16 protein-coding genes and 1 pseudogene are annotated in these 22,707 nt (G+C 64.8%); 10 read left to right on the top strand and 7 right to left on the bottom strand.

What is annotated here, in order from left to right:
- The first annotated feature begins 2 nt into the window (after window positions 1-2).
- The gene (locus AC630_RS47290) at window positions 3-3,413 is read left to right on the top strand and encodes an autotransporter family protein (protein WP_245330552.1); all 3,411 of its coding nucleotides are present in this window, start codon (window positions 3-5) and stop codon (window positions 3,411-3,413) included.
- Here AC630_RS47290 and AC630_RS29365 read toward each other — a convergent pair.
- The 3 genes from AC630_RS29365 to AC630_RS29355 all read right to left on the bottom strand — a co-directional run bounded on the left by AC630_RS29365 (window position 3,332) and on the right by AC630_RS29355 (window position 6,641).
- On the bottom strand, window positions 3,332-3,727 hold the full coding sequence (locus AC630_RS29365) for a hypothetical protein (protein ID WP_074121932.1): 396 nt from the start codon (window positions 3,725-3,727) through the stop codon (window positions 3,332-3,334). The two genes, AC630_RS47290 and AC630_RS29365, sit on opposite strands and share 82 nt — an antisense overlap.
- Before the next feature lie 116 nt (window positions 3,728-3,843).
- Complete coding sequence (locus AC630_RS29360; RefSeq protein ID WP_074121931.1) at window positions 3,844-5,265, bottom strand: serine hydrolase domain-containing protein; 1,422 nt, start codon at window positions 5,263-5,265, stop codon at window positions 3,844-3,846.
- 311 nt (window positions 5,266-5,576) lie between these two features.
- Complete coding sequence (locus AC630_RS29355) at window positions 5,577-6,641, bottom strand: helix-turn-helix domain-containing protein (protein ID WP_074121930.1); 1,065 nt, start codon at window positions 6,639-6,641, stop codon at window positions 5,577-5,579.
- A gap of 259 nt (window positions 6,642-6,900) precedes the next feature.
- Here AC630_RS29355 and AC630_RS29350 point away from each other — a divergent pair, with 259 nt between their 5' ends.
- The 3 genes from AC630_RS29350 to AC630_RS29340 all read left to right on the top strand — a co-directional run bounded on the left by AC630_RS29350 (window position 6,901) and on the right by AC630_RS29340 (window position 11,298).
- A complete protein-coding gene (locus tag AC630_RS29350) occupies window positions 6,901-7,818 on the top strand; it encodes a pirin family protein (RefSeq protein WP_074121929.1) in 918 nt (305 codons plus the stop codon).
- 78 nt (window positions 7,819-7,896) lie between these two features.
- Entirely contained in the window at window positions 7,897-8,811 is a 915-nt protein-coding gene (locus AC630_RS29345; protein WP_074121928.1) for a phosphoribosylaminoimidazolesuccinocarboxamide synthase, read from the top strand.
- Window positions 8,812-9,081: 270 nt separating this feature from the next.
- Window positions 9,082-11,298, top strand: coding sequence for an SLC26A/SulP transporter family protein (locus AC630_RS29340; RefSeq protein ID WP_074121927.1), 2,217 nt, complete (start codon window positions 9,082-9,084; stop codon window positions 11,296-11,298).
- Between the two features lie 102 nt (window positions 11,299-11,400).
- Here the strand turns inward: AC630_RS29340 and AC630_RS29335 are convergent, their stop codons facing one another.
- Window positions 11,401-12,891: an NAD-dependent succinate-semialdehyde dehydrogenase gene (locus AC630_RS29335; RefSeq protein WP_074121926.1), complete on the bottom strand. Its 1,491-nt coding sequence runs from the start codon at window positions 12,889-12,891 to the stop codon at window positions 11,401-11,403.
- A 183-nt stretch (window positions 12,892-13,074) separates the two neighbouring features.
- Window positions 13,075-13,395, bottom strand: a complete 321-nt coding sequence (locus tag AC630_RS29330; RefSeq protein WP_074121925.1) for a hypothetical protein — start codon at window positions 13,393-13,395, stop codon at window positions 13,075-13,077.
- Window positions 13,396-13,731: 336 nt separating this feature from the next.
- Between AC630_RS29330 and AC630_RS29325 the strand changes: the two genes are divergently transcribed.
- Together AC630_RS29325 and AC630_RS29320 are read left to right on the top strand one after the other, a co-directional pair.
- The gene (locus AC630_RS29325; RefSeq protein WP_074121924.1) at window positions 13,732-14,928 is read left to right on the top strand and encodes a serine hydrolase domain-containing protein; all 1,197 of its coding nucleotides are present in this window, start codon (window positions 13,732-13,734) and stop codon (window positions 14,926-14,928) included.
- A gap of 135 nt (window positions 14,929-15,063) precedes the next feature.
- Window positions 15,064-16,758: an AMP-binding protein gene (locus AC630_RS29320; protein WP_074121950.1), complete on the top strand. Its 1,695-nt coding sequence runs from the start codon at window positions 15,064-15,066 to the stop codon at window positions 16,756-16,758.
- 155 nt (window positions 16,759-16,913) lie between these two features.
- Here the strand turns inward: AC630_RS29320 and AC630_RS29315 are convergent, their stop codons facing one another.
- Window positions 16,914-17,915 (bottom strand): adenosine kinase, encoded by a 1,002-nt coding sequence (locus AC630_RS29315; RefSeq protein WP_074121923.1) that lies wholly within the window; start codon window positions 17,913-17,915, stop codon window positions 16,914-16,916.
- Window positions 17,916-18,099: 184 nt separating this feature from the next.
- On the opposite strand from AC630_RS29315, the pseudogene murJ reads away from it, so the two are divergent.
- The 4 genes and pseudogenes from murJ to AC630_RS29295 all read left to right on the top strand — a co-directional run bounded on the left by murJ (window position 18,100) and on the right by AC630_RS29295 (window position 22,187).
- Window positions 18,100-19,651: pseudogene (gene murJ / locus AC630_RS29310) on the top strand (murein biosynthesis integral membrane protein MurJ).
- Window positions 19,652-19,738: 87 nt separating this feature from the next.
- Window positions 19,739-20,791, top strand: coding sequence for a tryptophan--tRNA ligase (trpS, locus tag AC630_RS29305; protein WP_074121922.1), 1,053 nt, complete (start codon window positions 19,739-19,741; stop codon window positions 20,789-20,791).
- 118 nt (window positions 20,792-20,909) lie between these two features.
- Window positions 20,910-21,404 (top strand): universal stress protein UspA, encoded by a 495-nt coding sequence (locus tag AC630_RS29300; RefSeq protein WP_074121921.1) that lies wholly within the window; start codon window positions 20,910-20,912, stop codon window positions 21,402-21,404.
- 213 nt (window positions 21,405-21,617) lie between these two features.
- A complete protein-coding gene (locus AC630_RS29295; RefSeq protein WP_074121920.1) occupies window positions 21,618-22,187 on the top strand; it encodes a NifU family protein in 570 nt (189 codons plus the stop codon).
- Window positions 22,188-22,306: 119 nt separating this feature from the next.
- Here the strand turns inward: AC630_RS29295 and AC630_RS47885 are convergent, their stop codons facing one another.
- The gene (locus AC630_RS47885) at window positions 22,307-22,429 is read right to left on the bottom strand and encodes a hypothetical protein (protein ID WP_283808460.1); all 123 of its coding nucleotides are present in this window, start codon (window positions 22,427-22,429) and stop codon (window positions 22,307-22,309) included.
- Between the last annotated feature and the right edge of the window lie 278 nt (window positions 22,430-22,707).

Raw genomic sequence — 22,707 nt, 5'->3', positions numbered from 1 at the left:
CGGTGGCCGCTTTCGACGTGGGGCTATCACCTGCACGGGCGAGCAACGAGTGCGGGTTACTCGATGCCTCCGGCAGCGCTACCTGTCCTACCGCAGGCAACCCTTATTCCAACGGCATCAACTACGACCCCACCGACTCCCCCATTCACCTCACGCTTCAGCCCGGTGTCATTGTCACCATCCCGCAAGGCCCAGGCAGCGTTAACGCTGTCAACGGTGCTAACACGGGAGGCGTGTCCAGCCCCGCTGACGTCTCCATCACTGCAGATAGCGTGACCATCAACAATACAGCCAATCCCACAACCGCTAACAACACCGGCCTTCGGATTCAGTCCAGCGGGGACGCCATCATTAGTGCAACAAACACCACAATTAACGTGAGCGGCACCGACAGCACCTGGGCGATATTGAATTTCTCGCACCGAAACTCGGCGCTGCGACCTGATTTGGCGAGCGTAAACTTTCAAGGCACAATCATAGCCACTGTCGGAAGTGAAGGAGGCGCCATACAGGTGGACAACCGCGGCACTGGCAACGCAACCCTCGTGGCTTCGGGGGATATCAGTGTCCTGCGAAACGCTGGCCCCGGTACCACCCAGTACGGTTTGCTCGCTCATGCCGGCGATGCACTCTTTGGCTCCTCTGGGCCCGGCGATGCGTCGGTGACATTCAATAGCGGCACGCTCAACGTGAGCGCAATCCGGCCCCGTGGCATCCTCGTGTGGGTTGATGGCAACGGGTCGGCTACGGCCAGCACCGCGGCCGGCACCGTCATCAACGTGAGCGGCACGGAACGTGGAGGCCCCGGTGTTTATGTCTTTTCGGGTTTTGAGACGGCCACCGCGGCGAACAAGTTAACTGCGAACGTGGCATCGGAAATCACGAGTTCCGGGCCGGAGACCACCAGCTCCGGCAATCTACCGGCTGGTATTCGAGCCGTGGCGGCTGCAGGTGCTCAAATCGATGTGAGCTATACCGGCCCGGGCATTACAACCTCTGGCGGGAACGGCACCGGCATCACAGCCCTTTCTTCCGGCACCGGCAGCATAGCGGTGAACTCTACAGGGCCGATCAACACGACGACCGGGTCAAACGCAGTCGGCATACTCGCCGACAGCAGCGGCACGATACTCCGTCGAATTCCTGGATTACTGACGGACATCAAGTCGATAAATCCGGTGTCGACGGCGATAACTGGCTCGGTGCAAGTCAGTACGAGCAAGGATGTTCTCGCCCAGGGGGAGTTCGGCGCCGGGATCAGCGCGACGAGCCGCAGTGGCGGCGTGACGGTCAACGTTCAGGCCGGATCGGTGATGGGCGGTTGGCAGGCTGAACTTACCAGCCTCGGCCCGACCTACGGTCTACAGGCCTCCGGCGTTGTCCTCGGTTCATCCGCTGGCGCTGCCACTCTGACCAATGACGGCACCATCGGCGCGTTGTCCGATCGTGCGGTCGCAAATACTTCGCTCTTCCCGAGCAACAACACCAGCATCATCAACAACGGCACCATCACGGGCTTCGTGCAGCTCGTCGGCGACAATAACAGCATCGAGAACAATGGCCTGTTCAACCTGCGGCACTTCGCTGACACCAATGGGGATGGCGTGCGCGACACGCTCCGCGTTGCGGTTACGGACCTTGGCCCCGGCACCTTCACCAACAACGGGACCTTGGCATTGCTGGGCGGTCCCGGCGCAACCAGGCTTGATAGCGCCGGCCAATATCTGCCGCTGGGTCTGACCTTCAACAGCATGGCGTTGAGTGGCCCCGTGCAGGGCCAGATTTTCGGTGCGACCACGTTCACCAATTCCGGCACCATCGATCTGCAGGCCAACTCGGTGCCAGGTGACGTGCTCGTGATCACCGGACGCCAGGTCGGCTCGACGCCCATGCCGCTGATCGCGGGTCCAGGCCCCGGGACTTTCATCTCCAACGGCGGCACGCTGAAGCTCGACACGGTGCTGAACGAAGGTGGCCCCGCATCACAGTCTGACGTGCTGGTGGTCGATAGCACATCCCTCGGCCCCGGCGGCGCAACACGGTTGGCAATCCGCAATGCCGGCGGCACGGGTGTGCTAACTGTCGGCGACGGCATCCTGGTGGTTCAGGTGCTCGACCCCAGCCGTTCGGCACCCGACGTTTTCGCGCTCGCTGCTGGCATGGAGGTGCGCGGCGGCTCCTTCGATTATCGTCTCTTCCTTGGTGGCGTCAGCGGCAGCAATCCCAGTGACTGGTTCCTGCGCAACACTATGGACGTGCCGCCGACGGAGCCGATTGCTCCCCTACCGCCGACGGGGCCGAACCTGCCGACCGATCCGCCGCCGCAAACGCTGCCGCCCGGCGCCTGGCCGATCATCGGGCCGGAGCTTGCGACCTATGGCGTAGTGCAGCCGATTGCGCGGCAGATAGGTCTCACCACCCTTGGCACCCTGCATGAGCGCGTCGGCGATGCGGCAGCAGACGCCGCGTGCTTGAACGCCACGCCAGACTACAGCGCCATCATCACCAAGGCCCCACCAATCACCAAGGCCCCACCCTTGCCGTACGCCAATTGCCAGCAGGCCGTGTGGGGCCGCCTGTTCGGGCAGCAGATCGACAACCACTACCAGGCCTTCGCCGACCCGCGCGCCACCGGCAGAGTTGCCGGCATCCAGACCGGCATCGATGTCTGGCGCGGCAGCCTGATCCCGGGCCACAGCGACACCGCCGGCCTCTACTTCGCCTATGGCAATGGCAACGTCGGCGTGAACGGGCTCGTCACCAACGCGGCGGCGACCGCCTATGTCCTGCAGCACACCGGCTCGCTCAATCTCAATGCCTATTCGGTCGGCGGCTACTGGACCCACTATGGCCCCGGAGGCTGGTACATCGACGCGGTGCTGCAGGGCTCGTTCTACAACGGCGACGCCTCGACCCAGTTTGCCAGATTGCCGACCAACGGTACGGGCTTCACCTCATCGCTGGAGGCGGGCTATCCCATCCCGCTGCCATGGCTTGGACCGCGCTTCGTGCTGGAGCCGGAAGGGCAAATCATCTGGCAGCGCGTTTCCTTCGACGCCAACAATGACGGCCTGGGCCCGGTCGCGCTCGGCACCACCTCCGGCGCCACGGGACGGCTCGGCCTGCGCGGCAAGTGGACCATCAACGATCCCGCCGGGCGGGTGTGGCAACCTTACGTGCTCGGCAATATCTGGCGTGACTGGGGCGCCAACGCGAACACGATGTTCGGCATTGACGCGGTGCCCTTGCTCGAGCGGACGACGCGGCTGGAGTTCGCCGGCGGGTTCAGCGCGAAAATTCTTCCTGGCCTTAGCCTCTATGCGCAGGCAGGCTACCAGTTCGCAGTGAGCGGCACCGACGGCGGCAGGCGCGATGGCGTCAAGGGCGACTTCGGCGTGCGGTACTCGTGGTAAGGGAGACCGTACTGTCCATGCGCTCGCAGGATACCCGCGCGCCTGAGAAACAGCGCCTGCAGCCTCAGTCCTGCTTTTCGCAGCGGCGGCTCGCTCCATTCGTTCGCTTTGGCAAGACAGGCTGACGCGATCTCGCGCCGGACTTGATCCACCACCGCGTCAATGTTGCGCCTGACTGCGAGGTCGCGCGAGCAGCGCGCGGCCATTCCGGACAAGTGCGTCAGCGTGGTGCCAGCGATCTGGTCGATTAGTTCATCGGCCGCGTCGCGCCGCACCAAGGTGCGCTTCTTCTCCTCGATCTTGATCTGCAGCAATTCGGTTTTGGCCTTGACGTGCGCGACGTCGGCTGCCGTACGCGGCGACCGGCGATGCTCGCGCCGCAGGTATCGCAGGTAGGCGACGTGCCTCTGGTCGAGCAGGAAGCCGTCATCTACCCCGCCAGTTTCCCCTTCTCGCGCGTCGCTGCCACCACATCGCGCACGAGATCGAACACGCCATCCGCCTCCGGCGGTGCGTTCGGTGAGCGGCCGAGACGCACGATCACCAGGCCCTCCGACGGGATCATGATCGTGTACTGCCCGATCGAGCCCTTGGCGAAGAAGGCATCGCGCGGCCAGCCGTGCGCGACGCGGAAGTTTGCGCCAAAACTGTCGCCCTGGTTGGTCCAGAAGCCGGCGCCGATGCCGACCCACGCATTTGGCGTCGCCGTGGCGGAGTAGCTCACCCAGCCTTCCGGCAGGATGCGCCTGCCGCCGGCGACGCCGTCATTGAGATAGAGCTGGCCGAAACGCGCCCAGTCGCGCGCTGATGCGAGCATCTCGCTCGAGCCCTCCACCGTGCCGGCGCCATCGAGCTGAAGCGTGACATGGCGCATGCCGAGCGGGGCGAACAATTCGCGGCGCGCGAAGCGAAGTGCGTCTGAGGGATTGCCGCCGGCGGCGTTGCGGATCAGGTACGCGAGCATGATGGTGTTGCCGTCGTGATAATTCCACGCCGTGCCCGGCGCGGTCGCGAGCGGCATGCTCGCAGCATAGGCGGCCATGTCGTCTTCGGTGAATTTCATGCGATTGACCGGCTCGAACGCGGAGCCGAGCGAAGCCTGCAGCGAGCTGCCGAGCGCAAGCCCCGCGGTGTGGCGTAGCAGTTGATCGACGGTGATGGCGTGGCGCGGATCGTCCGCATTCGTCCACGCGGCAACCGGCGCGGGTCCGTCGAGATTCAACTTGCCCTTGCGCACGAGAATGCCGGTTAGCGCTGATATCACCGACTTCGTCATGGAGAAGCCGAGCAGCGGCGTCTCCGGTCCAACGCCGTCCGCATAGCGCTCGGCGATGATGAGGCCGGCCTTCATGACGACGACGGCGCGGGTGCGGCGGTAGGGCGGCCGTGTCGGCTCGGTGAAGGCGCGGTCGAGCGCGGCGGCCAGCTCCGGGGTTTGCGGCAGCACGATCGCGGGGCCGGCGATCTCGGGCAGCAATGCGGGCTGCCTGTCTTCCGCCGGCACCGTCACATCGGCAAGCGCCGCGCCGTGGTCGAGCGTGCAGCCCAGCCCCTCGCGATAGACGGCACGGCTGCGGCTGAAGCCGAACAGCATCACGGTGACGTCCTTGCGGGTGCGATCGACCTGATAGTCCATGGCCCAGGTGATCAGCCCGGTGCCGGGCATCGCGTCGGTGGTCTGGGCGAAGGTCCGCTGCGGATCGAGGCCGGAGACGAACGTCTCAGCGCAGAGAATATCGGCGAGGAAGCCGGTAGCGACCCGGGGCGCGTTGCGGGCGCGGGCTGCGCCGAGCGCGAGACCGATACAGGCGATGGTGGAGGCGAGGAGGACGATCTTGCGGCGGCGGGTCACGGGCTTCTCCGGCTTCGGGACGTGTGCTGCAGATGAGGCCAGAGCGGCTGGATGGCCGCTCGCCGGATTTGGAAAATGACCTTGTCGAAATCGGCGGGAGCTAGCCGATTCTGGAATTACTATTTTGTTTCAGATACTTAATGGTAAGGCGCGCCTCGGACGCTGGTCTACTCCCTCTCCGCGCCTGCGGGGAGAGGGGGGAGTCTCCACAAGGGCGGTGAGAACTGGACTCGCGGGGAGCCCCCTCACCCGGAATTTGCTCTCGCAAATTCCGGCCTCTCCCCGCACGCGGGGAGAGGCGAAGAAAGAGGTCACGCCGCCTTCACCTTCAGCCGCCGATATTCCGTCGGCGTCACGCCCGTGACCGCCTTGAAGGCGCGGTTGAAGGGGCCGAGCGACTGGAAGCCGGCGTCCATGGCGATGGTGATGACGGGGACTTCGGCCTGGGCGGGATCGGCGAGCGCGGCCTTGGCTTCCTCGATCCGGTGGTTGTTCAGGAACACATTGAAGTTGCGATGGCCGAGCCGCTGGTTGATCAACCGGCGCAGCCGGTATTCGGGAATCTTCAGGCGGCCCGCCAGCATGCCGATGCTGATGTTCTCCTGGCGATAGATCCGCTCGTCGGCCATCAGGCGCATCAAGGCATCGATGAGCTTTTGATCGGCGGCTTCCTCGGCGGCCGCCGGCGGATTCGGAACGATCGCTGGCGCGATCTCGACCGAGACCGGAAACAGGTCCGCGCCATCGACGCGCATCATCGCCCAGGAGATCGCGGCGACGACACACGCGAGCGCACCGGCGTTGATCAGATTGACAACATCGCCCGCGTCCCGGCCGACGACGAGCATCTGCAGCAGCGCGTTCAGGCCGCCATAGAGCGCAGCCGCCGCAACGATGAAGACGCGGACACGGCGGCGACGCTCGACCAGATCGGCCGACCACGACGCGATCGTCTGCGTGACCGCGAGCGCGATGAAACCGAGCGAGATCAGATTGGTCGCTATAACTGAGATCCGCACATTGCCGCCTGGGGCGATCCGCAGGCAGCTCGCGAAGCTGAACGCGACCACGAGCGCCCAGACCAGGCCATGCCACCGGCGCAGGCGAAACTCATCGTCGAACAGCGCGCGCGTGAACAGCCAGAACACCACGACATTGCCGGTCGACAGTGCGATCAACGGCGCGTGCCAGGCCGAGACCAAAGTCGGCGCGCCGATCGAAGCGCTTGCGGCATGTGCCGCGGAGCCCAGCGCGAGCGCAATGGCGAGCCGGCCGGCCAGCACGTTCCGGAAGTCGCTGGCGAGCGATGCCGCCAGCACCAGCAGCAATGCGACGCTTGCGGCACGGAAGGCAAGTTCGAGGGTGGCAGGAGTCATCAGTCAGCGCGACCGGTCGAAGGCTGCAATCCGCCGAACATCGTCGCTCGTGTCGGCTTTTTCAAGAACCTTGTCACCGCCAGCGATTGCGCGTGGGCACCCGGCATGATCGGAGAAACCATCACCCATCCCGGTTTCCAACATTGCTCTCGCCGCCATCCCGTGGCGGCGGCAAATAGACTATCGCGCCGATGCAGCGACCGGCGCGACGTCCCGATCAAACCCTGTTACGATCGCCGCCGCAAAGAAGGAGTCCACCATGAGCTGGCAACCCTGCAACGATCCCGTGCTCGGCGATCCCCTGTCCTGCGATGCGCTCGACCTCGTCATCGTGCCGCGCACCCGCGACCTCGGCGACGGATTTGCGGTGCGCCGCGCGCTGCCGCATGGCAAGCGGCAGATGGTTGGCCCCTTCATCTTCTTCGACCATTTCGGACCAGTGCAGTTCGTCTCCGGCAAGGGCATGGACGTGCGCCCGCATCCGCATATCGGGCTTGCCACCGTCACCTATCTGTTCGACGGCGCGATCATGCACCGCGACAGCGAGGGCAACATCCAGGAGATCCAGCCCGGCGCGATGAATTTGATGACGGCCGGGCGCGGCATCGCCCATTCCGAACGGACGCCGGATGCGCAGCGCGCCTCGGGCCAGAAGATGCTGGGCCTGCAAAGCTGGATCGCGCTGCCGGCCGGATCCGAAGAGATCGCGCCGTCGTTCCAGCATTACGGTGCCGGCGACCTGCCGATGATCTCCGAGCGCGATTTCACCGCGCGGGTGATCGCCGGCTCATCGTTCGGCATCACCTCGCCGGTCTCGATGGTCTCGCCCTGGTTCTACACCGAGGTCACGGCCGCCGCCGGCGCGAGCCTGCCGCTCGATCCTGATCACGAGGAGCGCGCGATCTACCTCGTTGACGGCGTGGTCGAGATCGCGAACGAGCGCTATGAGGGGCCGCGGCTGCTGATCTTCCGCCCCGGCGACCGCATCACCGTGAAGGCCGTGACGCCGACGCGGATGATGTTCCTCGGCGGCGATGCGCTGGAGGGCCCGCGCCACATCTGGTGGAATTTCGTCTCCTCCAGCAAGGAGCGGATCGAGCAGGCCAAGCAGGACTGGAAAACCGGCCGCTTCGCGGCGGTTCCGCAGGAACATGAGTTCATTCCGCTGCCGGAATAGGCTAATCCGGTTTCCGGTCGCGCCATCAGGCGCGGCCGGATTTCCTGTCCGAAGGCCTTGTCTCCGAAAGCCCTGCCGATGACCACCATGCTCTCCAGCGACCTGCCCCTGCCCAAGATCGGCCGCGGCAAGGTGCGCGATATCTACGCCATCGACGACGACCGCCTGCTGCTCGTCACCACCGACCGCATCAGCGCCTTCGACGTCGTGATGGGCGAGACCATCCCGATGAAGGGCGCGGTGCTGACGCAGATCAGCGCGTTCTGGTTCAGGGAGCTCGAAGGGGTGGTGCCGCATCACATGATCAGCGCCGACACCGACGAGATCATTGCCGCCGTGCCGGCATTGAAGCCGCACCGCGCCGAGATCCTCGGCCGCGCCATGCTGTCGCGCCGCACCACCGTGTTCCCCATCGAATGCGTGATCCGCGGCTATCTCTCGGGCTCGGCCTGGAAGGAATATGCGGCCAGCGGCACGCTCGCCGGCGAGCAACTGAAGGCCGGCCTCGTCGAGAGCGAGAAGCTCGAGCCTTCGATCTTCAGCCCTGCGACCAAGGCCGAGACCGGCCATGACGAGAACATCACCATTGCGCGGATGCGTGAGGTGGTCGGGGACGAGGTCGCCTACACGCTCGAGAGCATGACGCGCTCGATCTACACGCTCGGCGAGGAGCTGGCGCGCGAGCAGGGCATCATCATTGCCGACACCAAGTTCGAGTTCGGCCGCGACAAGGACGGCCGCATCATCCTGATCGACGAGGTGATGACGCCGGATTCGTCGCGCTTCTGGGCGGTCGATGCCTACAAGCCCGGCCAGCCGCAGGCGAGTTTCGACAAGCAGCCGTTGCGCGACTATCTCGACGCCGAGCGCCGCGCCGGCCGCTGGAACGGCGACGCCCCGCCGCCCCCGCTACCCGCCAGCGTCGTGGATGCAACCAGCAAGCGGTATCTCGAAGCGTATCGGCGCGTGACGGGGAAAGAGCTGAAGATCTAGCCCGGCCGTCGCCACCTCTCGCTCCGTCATTGCGAGCCACCGGGGCCGCGCTTCGCGCGGACCCGGTGGTTCGCAATGACGCGGAGGGGCCCGCACGTCTCTCGACCATCCCGCCTGCCGCAGGTGATCCGCCGTTCACATACCGTGAAGCGTATCCTCGCCGGATCGCGGCGGAACTGTCAGATATTTCATAGTTACAAGAATCCTGTTGCGCTAAGCCTGTAGTCGTCTACGTCTCGGACGGGACTTTTCAGGGGCGAGCGTTAGGGCGTGACCGATCCAGCAGTTACCTTCACTCCGGCGTCGCGATTCGATCCGGCCGTCAAGCGTGCGCTGAACGATATGCTGGGCGGAACGGCTGCGAGCGTTCTGACTGTCACCTTCGGCCTGTCCTATGCGCTGCTGATCTTCGCCGGCCCGCTCTCGCCCTACCTGTCCTACGGGATCGCGGCGACCTTCATCAGCTCGGCGGTGCTTGCCGCCATCGTCGCGCTCGGCAGCTCCCTGCCCTTTGCGATTGCCGCACCTGACAGCTCGACCGCAGCGATAACAGGCATTCTGGCGGCCTCGCTGGTCGAGCGGATACAGGCCGCCAATCCGTCGGCGCCGCTGCTCTCGCCGGTTTTGATCACGCTCGGCCTATCGACGGCGCTGACCGGCGTGATGCTGTGCGCATTGGGCCTGACGCGGATGGGCCGCGCCATCCGCTACGTGCCTTATCCCGTGGTCGGCGGCTTCCTCGGCGCCACCGGCCTCCTGATCGTCATGGGCGCGATCCGGGTGATCACCGATCATCCCGTGCAGTTCGCGACGCTGACGCGCCTCGCCAACGGCATCGCGCTGTTGGAGCTGGGTGCGGCCTGCGCCATGGCGCTGGTGCTGTATCTGACCTGGCATCGTTCGCGCAGCGCGTTCGGGCTGCCGATCATCCTGATCGGTGGCGTGCTCACGGCGCATATGGCGTTCTGGATCACAGGTGTCTCGCTCGATGAGGCTCATGCCCTGGGCTGGACCTTTGCGCCGCCGCCGCAGGCGGCCTTCATGGTGCCCTGGCACATCGACGATCTCGCGAACTATCCCTGGTTCGCCGTACCGGACCTGCTTGGCAACCTCGTTGCGGTCATCTTCGTCACTGCATCCAGCACGCTGTTCAACACCACCGGCATCGAGGTGGCCTTGCACCGCGAAGCCAATCTGGAGCGCGAGCTGAATGTAACCGGCGCCGCCAACATCGTGGCCGGCGTGCTCGGCGGCTACCCCGGCTGCAGCTCGATCAGCCGCTCGGTCCTCAATTTCAGCAGCGGCGGCCGCGGACGCCTGTCGGGCCTCACCGTCTCGGCGCTGTCGCTCCTGATGCTCGCGGTCGCACCCGAACTGCTCAGCTTCATTCCGAAATTCGTGCTCGGCGGCCTCCTGCTCTATCTCGGCGCCGACCAGCTGCACAAATGGATCATCGAATCGCGCAAGCGGCTTTCGAAGCTCGAATACCTGTCGCTCATCGCCATCATCGCGATCATCGTCGTCTGGGGCTTCGTGCCGGGCATCCTGATCGGCGTGATCATCGGCTGCGCCACCTTTGCATTCAGCGCGGCGCGGGTCGAATCGATCAAATACAGTTTCGACGGCTCGGAATATCGCTCCTCGCTCGATCGCTCGCGCGACGACCAGGACGTGCTGCTTGCCCATGGCGGCAAGATCCAGGGCCTGAACCTGCAGAGCTATCTGTTCTTCGGATCGGCCAACCGGCTCTATCAGCACGTCAAGCAGCTGCTCCAGGAGCGTCCGGAGTGCCGCTACCTGTTGTTCGACTTCAAGCTCGTCACCGGCGTTGACTCGTCGGCCGCCTACAGCTTCGCCCAGATCAAGCGCAGCGCGGCCGACCTCGGCGTCGAGCTGATCCTGGTGCATCTGTCGGCGGCGGCCGAGAAGGTGCTGCGCTCCAGCGACTTCGTCGGCGAACGCGTCACCATCATTCCCGAGCTCGATCACGCGCTGGAATGGTGCGAGAACGAGATCATCGCGCAGCATCAGGGACTGGCACAGGAAGAAGCCAGCCTCCACGACTGGTTCGCGGGGCTTCTCAATAGTGAGGACGATGCCGACAAGCTGATCCGCCGCTGCCAGCGCATCGAGGTCGACGCGGGCGAGGTCATCGTGCAGGCGGGTGATCCTGCCGATTCCATGCATTTCATCCTCGACGGCCGCGTCGGCATCATGGTCCCCGCCGAAGACGACCGCACCACGCGCGTGCGCAGCCTCGGGCGGTACACCACGATCGGCGAGATGGGCCTGGTGTCGAACACGCCTCGCAGCGCGACGATCCAGGCCGAGGCCGACAGCGTGCTCTACGTGCTCAACACGCACCAGTTCGACGCCATCAGGGACGAGGACCCCGCGCTGAGCCACAAGCTCCTGACCTATTTCGTGTCGGTCATGGCCGAGCGGCTGACGTTTGCGAACCGGACGATCGCGGTGCTGAGGAGGTAACGCGCGCGAAGCCCGGATGGAGCGCGGCGCAATCCGGGTTTCTCATGCGAGGCGGGAGTCCCGGATTTCGCTGCGCTCCATCCGGGCTACAACAGGTGTGCCCTACACCCCCGCCATCATCACGTATTTGATCTCGACATATTCTTCCATGCCGTGATGGGAGCCTTCGCGGCCAAGGCCGCTTTCCTTGACGCCGCCGAAGGGCGCGACTTCCGTCGTGATCAGGCCTGTGTTGACGCCGACCATGCCGGATTCCAGCGCCTCGGCGACGCGCCAGACACGGCCGAGATCGCGGGAGTAGAAGTACGACGCCAGGCCGAACGGCGAGGCGTTGCACATCGCAATCACGTCGGCTTCGTCCTTGAAGCGGATCACCGGCGCGAGCGGCCCGAAGGTCTCCTCCTGGGCCACCAGCGAGTCTGGCTTGACGTCGGACAGCACGGTCGGCTCGAAGAAGGAGCGACCGAGCTCGCTGCGCTTGCCGCCGGTGACGATTTTGGCGCCGCGCTTGACGGCATCCGCGATGTGGCGCTCGACCTTGTCGACTGCCTTCATGTTGATCAGCGGGCCCTGCGTAACGCCGCTCTCGGTGCCGTCGCCGATCTTCATCGCCGCGACCTTCTTCGACAGCTTCTGCACGAACTCGTCGTAGATCTTGTCCTGGGCGTAGAGGCGGTTGGCGCAGACACAGGTCTGGCCCATGTTGCGGTATTTAGAGACGATCGCGCCTTCGACCGCGGCGTCGATGTCGGCGTCGTCGAACACCACGAACGGCGCATTGCCGCCGAGCTCGAGGCCGAGCCGCTTCACACCGACGGAGGCCTGCTGGTAGAGAATCTTGCCGACCGCGGTCGAGCCGGTGAAGCCGACGAAGCGCACGGCCGGATGCTCGCACAGCACCTTGCCGATCGGCGACGCATCACCGGTGATGATGTTGAAGACACCCTTGGGGACGCCGGCCTTTTCGGCGAGCGCGGCGAGCGCCAGGGCCGAGAGCGGGGTTTCGTTGGCGGGCTTGAGCACCACGGTGCAGCCAGCCGCCAGCGCCGGCGAAACCTTGCGGGTGATCATCGAGTTCGGGAAATTCCACGGCGTGATTGCGCCGCAGACGCCGATCGGCTGCTTGATCGCGAGCAGCCGTGCATCGGGACGCTGCGTCGGGATGGTCTCGCCATAGACGCGCCTCGCTTCCTCCGCGAAGAACTCGACATAGGCGCCGCCGATGTCGACCTCGCCGAGCGCCTCGGAGAGCGGCTTGCCCTGCTCGGAGGTGAGGATCAACGCCAGGTCCTCGCGGTTGGCGACGATCAGCTCGAACCATTTGCGCAGGATGTTGGAGCGCTGCTTGGCGGTGTGCTTGGCCCAGGCCGGAAACGCACGTTCGGCGGCCTCGACCGCCTTGGTCGCATCATCCGCCGATAGCTGCGGGACTTTCGCAAGCTCGATGCCGGTGGCGGGGTTGTTCACCGCGAATACCGGCGAGCCGACCCAGGCGCCGTCGATATAGCAGGCCTCCTTCAGCAGCGAGGGGTCCTTCAACCGGTCGCGCAGGGTGGCGGTGGCTTGCGGGGCGCGGGCGGCGGTCGAGGTCATGGCGTTGCTCCTGGGGCAATCGGATCGGCCCAGAATATAGGGACAGACGGCGCGCAATGCATCGTCCAGCAACGCAAATCTGCTGGGAGTTAAGCTGAGGGCCGCGGGTCCCCCACCTCTCCCCAGCGGGGAGAGATGGGGCACCGTGAACGCGGAGGCAGGTGAAGTTGATGCTGTCGGTGACTACGCCGCGCCGCTCATATAGGTCTCGCGCCGGCCGATCATGCGCTCGGCCGCGGCCTTGGCGTCGGCCTTCGAGGACGTTGCGCAGGTGCGGTATTCGAGATCGGGAACGTCGGATGTGTCGCGACGGCCGAACCAGGACTTCGAGCCGACCGGCAGCAGCGCCAGTGCCTGCGCCAGATTGTCGACCGCGCCGAAGGAATAGAGCGCGCCGGTGCCGGCGATGCGAACCTCGTAAATGCCGGGCGAAATCGGCGCCTCGAGATTGTCGCCCCGTCCGGGACGGGGATAGCGCTTCCATTCGTTCCAGGTCGAAATCATCTGAGGCCCCCTCGCGGCCGGTGCCGGCCACAAAATTTGTATCAACTTCTAACGTCGGCGGCCGATTGGGCCATGAGCCAAACGCCGCAACGCACAAAATGTTTCAAGTGTTTCAAACGCTCAAACATATCGTCCCGCCCCGCCCACGGCGACGTGCGGCCATCCATCCAGTTTGTGATGGAGTGTTGCAGTTCGGTGTTCTTGTCGTCCTGCGTGTGGCGCGGGCCGTCAAGTCACGACATCGCGACCTCAGTGGAGGCTGAGGCGCTTGCCGCACACGACCTGCGGGAGGACAATCGAGTGCTTCCAACAATAATCAAACCGGAGGAAACGCGTATGCAAAGCAAAGCCCAGATCGACGAGATTCTGCGCCAGAAGAGCGACGCCAAGGAGATTCCCGGCGTCGTCGCCATCGCCGCCAACGGTAGCGACGTGCTCTATCAGGGCGCGTTCGGCAAGCGCGACCTGTCCAAGCCCGATGCGATGACAGCCGACAGCGTGTTCTGGATCGCTTCGATGACGAAGGCGGTGACCGCCGCCGGCGCAATGCAGCTCGTCGAGCAGGGCAAGCTCTCGCTGGATACGCCGATCGGTTCGGTGCTGCCCGACCTCGCCAAGCCGCAGGTGCTCGAAGGCTTTGACGCCAAGGGCGAGCCGAAGCTGCGGCCGGCGAAGGCGCCGATCACGCTGCGCCAGCTCATGACCCACACCGCCGGCTTCTGCTACAACATGTGGAATGGCGATTTCGCGGTCTATGCGGAGAAGACAGGAATCCCCGCGATCACCACCTGCCAGAACGCGGCGCTGAAGACGCCGATCATGACCGATCCCGGCACGCGCTGGGAGTACGGCATCAACATCGATTTCGTCGGCAAGGCCGTGGAGGCGGTCAGCGGCAAGCGGCTGGATGCTTACCTGCGCGACAATCTGTTCGCGCCGCTCGGCATGAGCGACACCGGCTTCAAGATCACCGATCATATGCGCAAGCGGCTGGTCGGCATGCATGCGCGCGGCGAGGACGGCCAGCTCGCCTCGATCCCGTTCGAGCTCGAGCAGGAGCCGGAGTTCCATATGGGTGGCGGCGGCCTCTATTCGACCGCGGGCGACTACATCAAGTTCACCCAGATGATCCTGAACAAGGGCCGCGGCAACGGCAACCAGGTGCTGAAAGCAGAGACGATCGCGACGATGGGGCAGAACCACATCGGCGATCTCAGCATGGGCAAGATGACGACGGCGGCGCCGATGTACACCAACGACGTCGATGTGCTCCCCGATCAAGTGAAGAAGTGGGGCCTCAGCTTCATGATCAACACCGCGAAGACCGCGGAAGGCCGCAGCCCCGGCAGCCTGTTCTGGGCGGGGCTCGCCAACACCTATTACTGGATCGACCCGTCACGCGACGTCACCGGGGTGATCCTGATGCAGGTGTTGCCATTCGCCGACGCGAAATGCCTGGAGGCGTTCGCGGGATTCGAGCGCGGAGTGTATGCCGGGCTCGACGCCGCGGGGAGCGGGAAGAAGGCGGCCTAACCACTTAGTATGAGGCGCACCTCATCGCGCGCTTTCAATGCAACGGATATCCTCGTGCCCGAAAGCCACCGGCTTCAGGCACGAGGCAACGGCTTCAAGGAGACGAACTTGAAGGAGACGAACTTGGCGGACGATCTGGCAGGCAAGGCCAATAGCTACGTTTGCGGCATCTCCGACACGCCGCTGCTCGGCGACACCGTCGGTCGCAGCCTCGACCACGCCGTGCGGCGCTGGGGCAAGCGCGAGGCGCTGGTCTCGCCCAGCCACAGCGTGAGATGGACCTGGAAGGAATTCGCCGAACAGGTCGACGCGCTCGCCACCGGCTTTCTCGCGCTGGGCCTCGCGCGTGGAGCGCGGATCGGCATCTGGTCGCTGAACCGGCCGGAATGGACGTTGACCCAGTTCGCCGCCGCCAAGGCCGGCCTGATCCTGGTGACGATCAATCCCGCCTATCGTCTCAGCGAGCTGGAGTTCGCGTTGCGCAAGGTCGGCTGTGCGGCAATCGTCACCGCGACGGCGTTCAAGACCAGCAACTACATCGAGATGCTCAACACGCTGCTGCCCGAACTGGCAAGCGCCACGCCCGGACAATTGCAGGCGGCGCGGTTGCCGGACTTGCGGATGGTGATCCAGATCGGCGGCCCCGCGGCTCCGGGCGCGATTCCCTTCGCGGAGGTCGCGCGCTTGGGCGGAGCCCAGCATCGCGAGCAACTCGCCGCGCTTGGTATCGCCTTGCAGTTCGACGATCCCGTCAACATCCAGTTCACCAGCGGCACCACCGGATCGCCCAAAGGCGTTACGCTGACCCACCACAACATCCTCAACAACGGCTATTTCGTCGGCCGCGCCATGCAACTGACCGAAGCGGACCGCATCTGCATCCCGGTGCCACTCTATCACTGCTTCGGCATGGTGATGGGCAATCTCGCCTCCGTCACGCTCGGCGCGACCATGGTTTATCCCGGCGAGGGATTTGACCCGCTCGCGACGCTGCGGGCGGTCGAGCAGGAAAAATGCACTGCGCTCTACGGCGTGCCGACCATGTTCATCGCGGAGCTCGACCACCCCGAATTCCAAAAATTCGACCTGACCTCGCTGCGCACCGGCATCATGGCGGGAGCGCCCTGCCCGATCGAGGTGATGAAGCGCGTCAACACCGAGATGAACATGCGCGAGGTCACCATCGCCTACGGCATGACCGAGACCAGTCCGGTCAGTTTCCAGAGCGCGGTCGACGACCCGCTCGAGCGGCGTGTCTCCACCGTCGGACGAATTCATCCGCATGTCGAGGTCAAGGTGGTCGATCTCGAGGGCAAGATCGTCGCGCGCGGCGAACGCGGCGAGCTCTGCACCCGCGGCTACAGCGTCATGCTGGGCTATTGGGAGGAGAAGGAAAAGACGGCGGACGTGCTCGATGCCAACGGCTGGATGCACACCGGCGATCTCGCCACCATTGACGACGAGGGCTATTGCAACATCGTCGGCCGCATCAAGGACCTGGTGATCCGCGGCGGCGAGAATCTCTATCCGCGCGAGATCGAGGAGTTCCTGTACCGTCACCCCAAGATCCAGGACGTCCAGATCTTCGGCGTTGCGGACACCCGCTATGGCGAAGAGCTCTGCGCCTGGATCCGCGTCAGGCCGGGCGAGAAGCTGACCGCCGAGGAGGTGCGGGCCTTCTGCGAGGGCCAGATCGCCCACAACAAGATCCCGCGCTATGTGGAGTTCGTCGACGAATTTCCGATGACCGTAACCGGAAAGATCCAGAAATTCGTGATGCGCGAGGCGGTGGAGGAGAAGCTGGGATTGAAGGCCGCGAAGACCGCGTGAGTGGCTGAGTGATCTCGCCACACCAACACTGTCATTCCCCGCGAAAGCGGGGAATCCAGTACGCAGCGGCTTCTCCGTATCCCACTAACGCCTCTGGAATACTGGGTCGCCCGGTCAAGCCGGGCGACGACAGCGGAGATTGAGGCGCGACTTCCCTAAACCGTCAGCCCGCGCTGCTGGGCAAGTTCCTTCAGCGACACCTGCGGACGCGCGCCGATGTGCTGGATCACTTCGGCAGCGGCAAGCGCACCGAGCTCACCGCACTGCTTGTACGCCAGGTTGCGCGCCAGGCCGAACAGGAAGCCGGCGGCGAAGAGGTCGCCGGCGCCGGTGGTGTCGACCACCTGCCTGACAGGGAACGCGGGCGCGGCGACGGCGTCTCCCGGCGAGACCACCACGCAGCCCTTCTCGCTGCGGGTGACGACGCCGAGATTGACGTCGTTGCGCAGCTGCTTCAGCGCGGTATCGAAGTCCGACGTCATGTAGAGCGAGTGCAGCTCGGATTCGTTGGCGAACACGATGTCGACGGTGCCGTCGCGCATCAGCGAGAGAAACTCGTCGCGGTAGCGATCGACGCAGAAGGAATCCGACAGCGTCAGCGCCACCTTCCGCTTGGCATCATGGGCGATCTTGGCGGCCTTGACGAAGGCGTCCTTGGCATTCTTCGGATCCCAGAGATAACCCTCGAGGTAGACGATGCCGGCAGAAGCGATCTCGGCCGGGTCGATGTCGGCCGGCGACAGGTCCTGCGCTGCGCCGAGATAGGTGTTCATGGTGCGCTCGCCGTCGCCCGTCACCAGGATGTAGGAGCAGCCGGTGGCGGGGCCGTGCTTGGCCGCGGGCGTGTTGAAGGCGACGCCGGCGGCGCGGATGTCGTGGACGTAGAGCTTGCCGATCTGGTCATCCTTGACCTTCCCGACATAGGCGGCGTGCGCGCCCAGGCTGCCGATGCCGACAATGGTGTTGGCGGCCGAGCCGCCCGAGACCTCCGTCGCCGGGCCCATGTCCTTGTAAATGGCGGCCGCCCGCGCCTCGTCGATCAGGGACATGCCGCCCTTGGTCATGCCGTGCCTGGCCAAAAAAGCTTCATCGGTCCTGACCAGCACGTCGAACAGCGCGTTACCAATCCCGAGAACGTCATATTTCACGTCAGCCATTCACCTTGATCCTGTTGCCGGATTGCGATTACCGGGGAAATCCGCTTCCTGTCGGCCTGAAATCTGGCTCGCGGCCTATCACGACCGGGCCTGCACGAGCAAGCAACGAGAGTTGTCTTTGGACGCGTTTTCTTCACGCGAACCGGGACCACTTCGCTCGAAAACGCTATGGTATGACAGCCCGATGATCCGCTCCTTCCTGACCGTCTCGACGGGAACATTGGCTTCACGGCTGCTGGGCTTTGCCCGCGACTCCCTGATCGCGGCGTTGCTCGGCACCGGGGCCGTGGCGGATGCGTTTCTGGCCGCATTCCAGCTCGTCAACGTGGTGCGGCGATTGCTCAGCGAGGGGGCGCTGAATGCGGCGCTGATCCCGGCCTGGCTGCGCGTCAGCCAACGCGACGGCGAGGACGCCGCGGCAGCATTTGCCGGGCGCGTGCTCGGCACAGTCAGCGCGGCCCTGATCGTGATCTCGATCGTGATTGCACTGTTGATGCCGCTGATCATCACGGTGATCGCGCCGGGATTCCTCGGCAGCGGCACGCGCGATCTCGCCGTCCAGAACGCGCGGCTGATGCTGCCTTATCTCGCCTTTGCCGGTCCGGTCACGGTGCTGATGGGATTGCTCAACGCGCAGGGGCGCTTTGCGCTCACCGCGTTCTCGCCGCTGCTGTTCAACATCGCCTTGATCGCTGCCATCGCAACGCTGCTCGTCTGGCATGCCGATGCGACCTTCGCCGCGTGGATGCTGGCGGCTACCGTCGGCATCGCCGGGCTGCTGCAGCTCTTGATGCTGCTGTCGCAGCGAAGCGCGCGTCTGGCGACGCCGCTGCGCGTGAGCTTCGACAAGGAAATGCGAGGCTTCTTCGCCAAGGCTGTCCCCGGCATGATCGCAAGCTCGGGGCCGCAATGGCTGATAGTGGCCGGCGCGATCATCGCCTCCGCGACGCCCTCCGCCGTCTCCTGGCTCTATTTCGCCAACCGCCTGATCGAGCTGCCACTCGGCATCGTCGGCGTTGCAATGGGCACGGTGCTGGTACCGGAGCTGACGCGCGCCGTCGGCAGCGGCGACCGCGATGCGGTGGCGCATGCGGAATCGCGTGCGCTCGAGCTCGCGGCCGGCCTTGCGCTGCCGGCCACGCTCGGCCTGGTCGTGCTGGCCGAGCCGATCGTGCGGCTGCTGTTCGAGCACGGCGCCTTCGGCGCCGAGGACAGCGTCGCCACTGCGCGCGCGCTGATGTGGCTGGCGCTGGGCCTGCCGGCGCACGTGCTGATCAAGGCGCTGTCCCCCCGCCTTCTACGCCCGCAGCGACACCATGACGCCGCTGCTGGCAACGGCCAAAGGCTTCGTGGTCGCCGTCGCGCTCGCGGTTCTGCTCGGGCACTTCTTCGGCGCGAGCGGGATCGCTGCGAGCATCGCGGCCGGCGCCTGGAGCAGCGCGCTCTCGCTGCTCCGCAAAGGCACCAGCGAATTTGGCTTCTCGGTCGACGCCACCGCCCGCAAGCGGCTGCCGCGGATCGTGCTCGCCGCGGCCGCCATGGGCGCCCTTCTGTGGCTGACGACGGGTCTCTCACCCGCCGGGGCGCATGGCCTCATCCGCTTCATCGTGCTGGGCCTGCAGATCGGGGCCGGAATCGCTGTCTACGGCCTGCTCCTGCAAATCCTCGGCGCCGCCTCCTGGCGCGAGGCGGTTAACACGCTGAAACGGCCCGCCCCGCAGGATCAGCGCGCCTGACGCCTTCGAAATACCCTTGACGGGGCAGCGCCGCTGTTGGAAACGACGGCCGATTACCTATGGTAAGGCTTGCCAGGAAAACTAACCATGCCATTCGTTGAACGGGTCTTTTCGGGCGTACAGCCGACGGGCAATCTGCACCTCGGCAACTATCTCGGCGCGATCGTCAACTTCGTGAAGATGCAGGAAACCCACAACTGCATCTATTGCGTGGTCGACATGCATGCGATCACGATGGGGATGGATGTCTGGGGCGGGCCGGCCGAGCTCGCGCGCACCACCCGCGAGGTGACCGCCGCCTTCATCGCGAGCGGCATCGACCCGAAGAAGCACATCGTCTTCAATCAGAGCCAGGTCTCCGGCCACGCCGAGCTGGCCTGGATCTTCAACTGCGTCGCGCGCATGGGCTGGCTGAACCGCATGACGCAGTTCAAGGAGAAGGCGGGCAAGGATCGCGAGAACGCCTCCGTTGGGCTCTACGACTATCCCGTGCTGATGGCGGCCGACATCCTGCTCTATCGCGCCACGCACGTGCCGGTCGGCGAGGACCAGAAGCAGCATCTCGAGCTGTCGCGCGACATCGCGCAGAAGTTCAACAACGACTTCGGCGATTCCATCCGTAGTCATGGCGCCAATGATGGCATGCTCTTCCCGCTGCCGGAGCCGCTGATCATGGGAGCGGCGACACGCGTAATGTCCTTGCGCGACGGTACCAAGAAGATGTCGAAGTCGGATGCCTCCGATTATTCGCGCATCAACCTGACCGACGACGCCGACACCATCGCGCAGAAGATCCGCAAGGCGAAGACCGATCCGGAGCCGTTGCCGTCGGAGGAGAAGGGGCTGGAGCCGCGGCCCGAGGCCGACAATCTCGTCGGCATCTTCGCCGCGCTCTCCGGCCGCTCGAAGGCCGACGTGCTGCGCGATTTCGGCGGCGGCCAGTTCTCCAGCTTCAAGAACGCGCTCGTGGAACTCTGTGTCACGAAGCTCTCGCCGATCGCCGGCGAGATGAAGCGCCTCGTCGCCGATCCCGGCCATATCGATGCGATCCTGATCGATGGCTCCGACCGGGCCCGTGCGATCGCCGACGAGACCATGAAGCTGTCGAAGGACGTCGTCGGTTTCATCCGTCGGCGCTGACGACCGCATTTCCGAAATCCGGCCGACGCGGCAGCGCCGGCCGCTTCCCCACTCCAAACCTCTCCCAAAGCCTGAGGGAGTGTGGCAGCATGTCGACCGTGCACACGCCGGGACATGCATGACCAGCAAGCGACTTTGCTTCGAGCCGGGTCACAAGCCCAAATGCCTCGTCATCGTCGACGATACCGCCGAATGGGATCGCGCGGTCTATTACGCGAGCCGCTGGGCGATCCGCGCCGGCGGCGGCGTGGTGATGCTGCGCATCATCGAGACCGACGGACAGGACCAGGAATGGCTTGGTGTCGCCGACATCATGCGCGCCGAGGCGCAGGAGGCGGCGGAAGCCGCGCTCGACCGCGCCGCCGGCCGCGCCAACGGCATTGCCGCGATCACGCCGGAGCGCGTCATCCGAGAGGGCGCTGCGATGGAACAGCTCCTCGCGGTGATCGATGAAGACCCTGATATCGGCATGCTGGTGCTCGCCGCGAACCCCGGCAGCGAAGGACCGGGGCCATTGGTCGCGCTGCTTGCGCACGCGGTCGGAACCTTCCCGATTCCCGTGACGATCATTTCCGGCGCGCTGAGCGACCAGAGTGTGGATTCGTTGTCGTAAGTCTCCTCGTCTGGAAGTAGCCAGATATTCGTCTTGCCCGGGCTTGTCCCGGGCACAAGCCCGGCCATGACGACGGAGAAACTTTTGGGCACCCTAACCCGCTGATATAACAACGGAACGGCTCTTACGCCCCTTGACCGTGCGTTCCGCGTCGCCATCTGCTAGTGGATAGCTCACGCGCCGGCCTTGAACCGGTGACGTCTGGAGAAAACCATGTTCATTCAAACCGAAGCCACCCCCAATCCTGCCACGCTGAAGTTCATTCCCGGCCGCGTCGTGATCGATGGCGGCCCGATGGAGTTTTCGAGCCGCGAATCCGCGGCGCGCTCGCCGCTCGCCGAAAAGCTGTTCGACGTGCCTGGCGTCACCGGCGTGTTCTACGGATCGGATTTCATCACCGTGACCAAGGCGAACGGTGAATGGCAGCAGCTCAAGCCCGCGATCCTCGGCGCTATCATGGAGCACTACATGTCCGGCGCGCCGCTGCTCGCCGACGGCGCGGCTCAAAACGACGTCGATCTCGACGACGGAGACGAGTTCTTCGACGAGGCGGATGCCGAGACGGTCGACATGATCAAGGATCTGATCGAGACGCGCGTGCGGCCCGCAGTCGCCAATGACGGTGGCGACATCACCTTCCGCGGCTTCAAGGACGGCATCGTCTATCTCAATATGAAGGGCGCCTGCTCCGGCTGCCCATCATCGACCGCGACGCTTCAGCACGGCATCCAGAACCTGCTCAGGCACTTCGTGCCCGATGTGGTCGAAGTCCGGCCGATGTAACGATGAAATAGTCATTCCGGGTCGGTCCGACAGGACCGAACCCGGAATCTCGAGATTCTCAGGTGCGCAATTGCGCACCATAGTTCGATGCTGCGCATCGCCCCGGAATGACATTTCTCTCACGCCGCCTGGCCGATGCTGGCGGCCTCTTCCGCAGCCTTGCGCATGCTCGCCGACATCTCGTTGGTGACCGTGCTCTCGATGACCGCCTGGGATTTCGAGAGTGCGTTGAGCTGGGCCACGGCCTCGCGTGCCGAAGATCCGCTTCGTCGAAAAAAAACATTAATGAATTCCTTCCCAAAGGCCCGGAATGCACGTGGCCAGACCTGCCAAAAATGCATTGCCCGCGTCACCGTTGACTCGGCTTTCCGCGCCGGGAAGGTCTCATTTGATTGCAGTCAACGAATAACAACACATGATTTCAATAACTTAGACTTCCAGGGAGGCGGCAATTGTCATGTCCACACCGAGACAAGGGAACCCAAATTGCATGCTTTCCCCGAACACGTAGAACTACGGG

Source organism: Bradyrhizobium sp. AS23.2, assembly GCF_001908185.1.
Taxonomy (GTDB): domain Bacteria; phylum Pseudomonadota; class Alphaproteobacteria; order Rhizobiales; family Xanthobacteraceae; genus Bradyrhizobium.
This window is presented reverse-complemented; position numbering and strand designations above follow the sequence as displayed.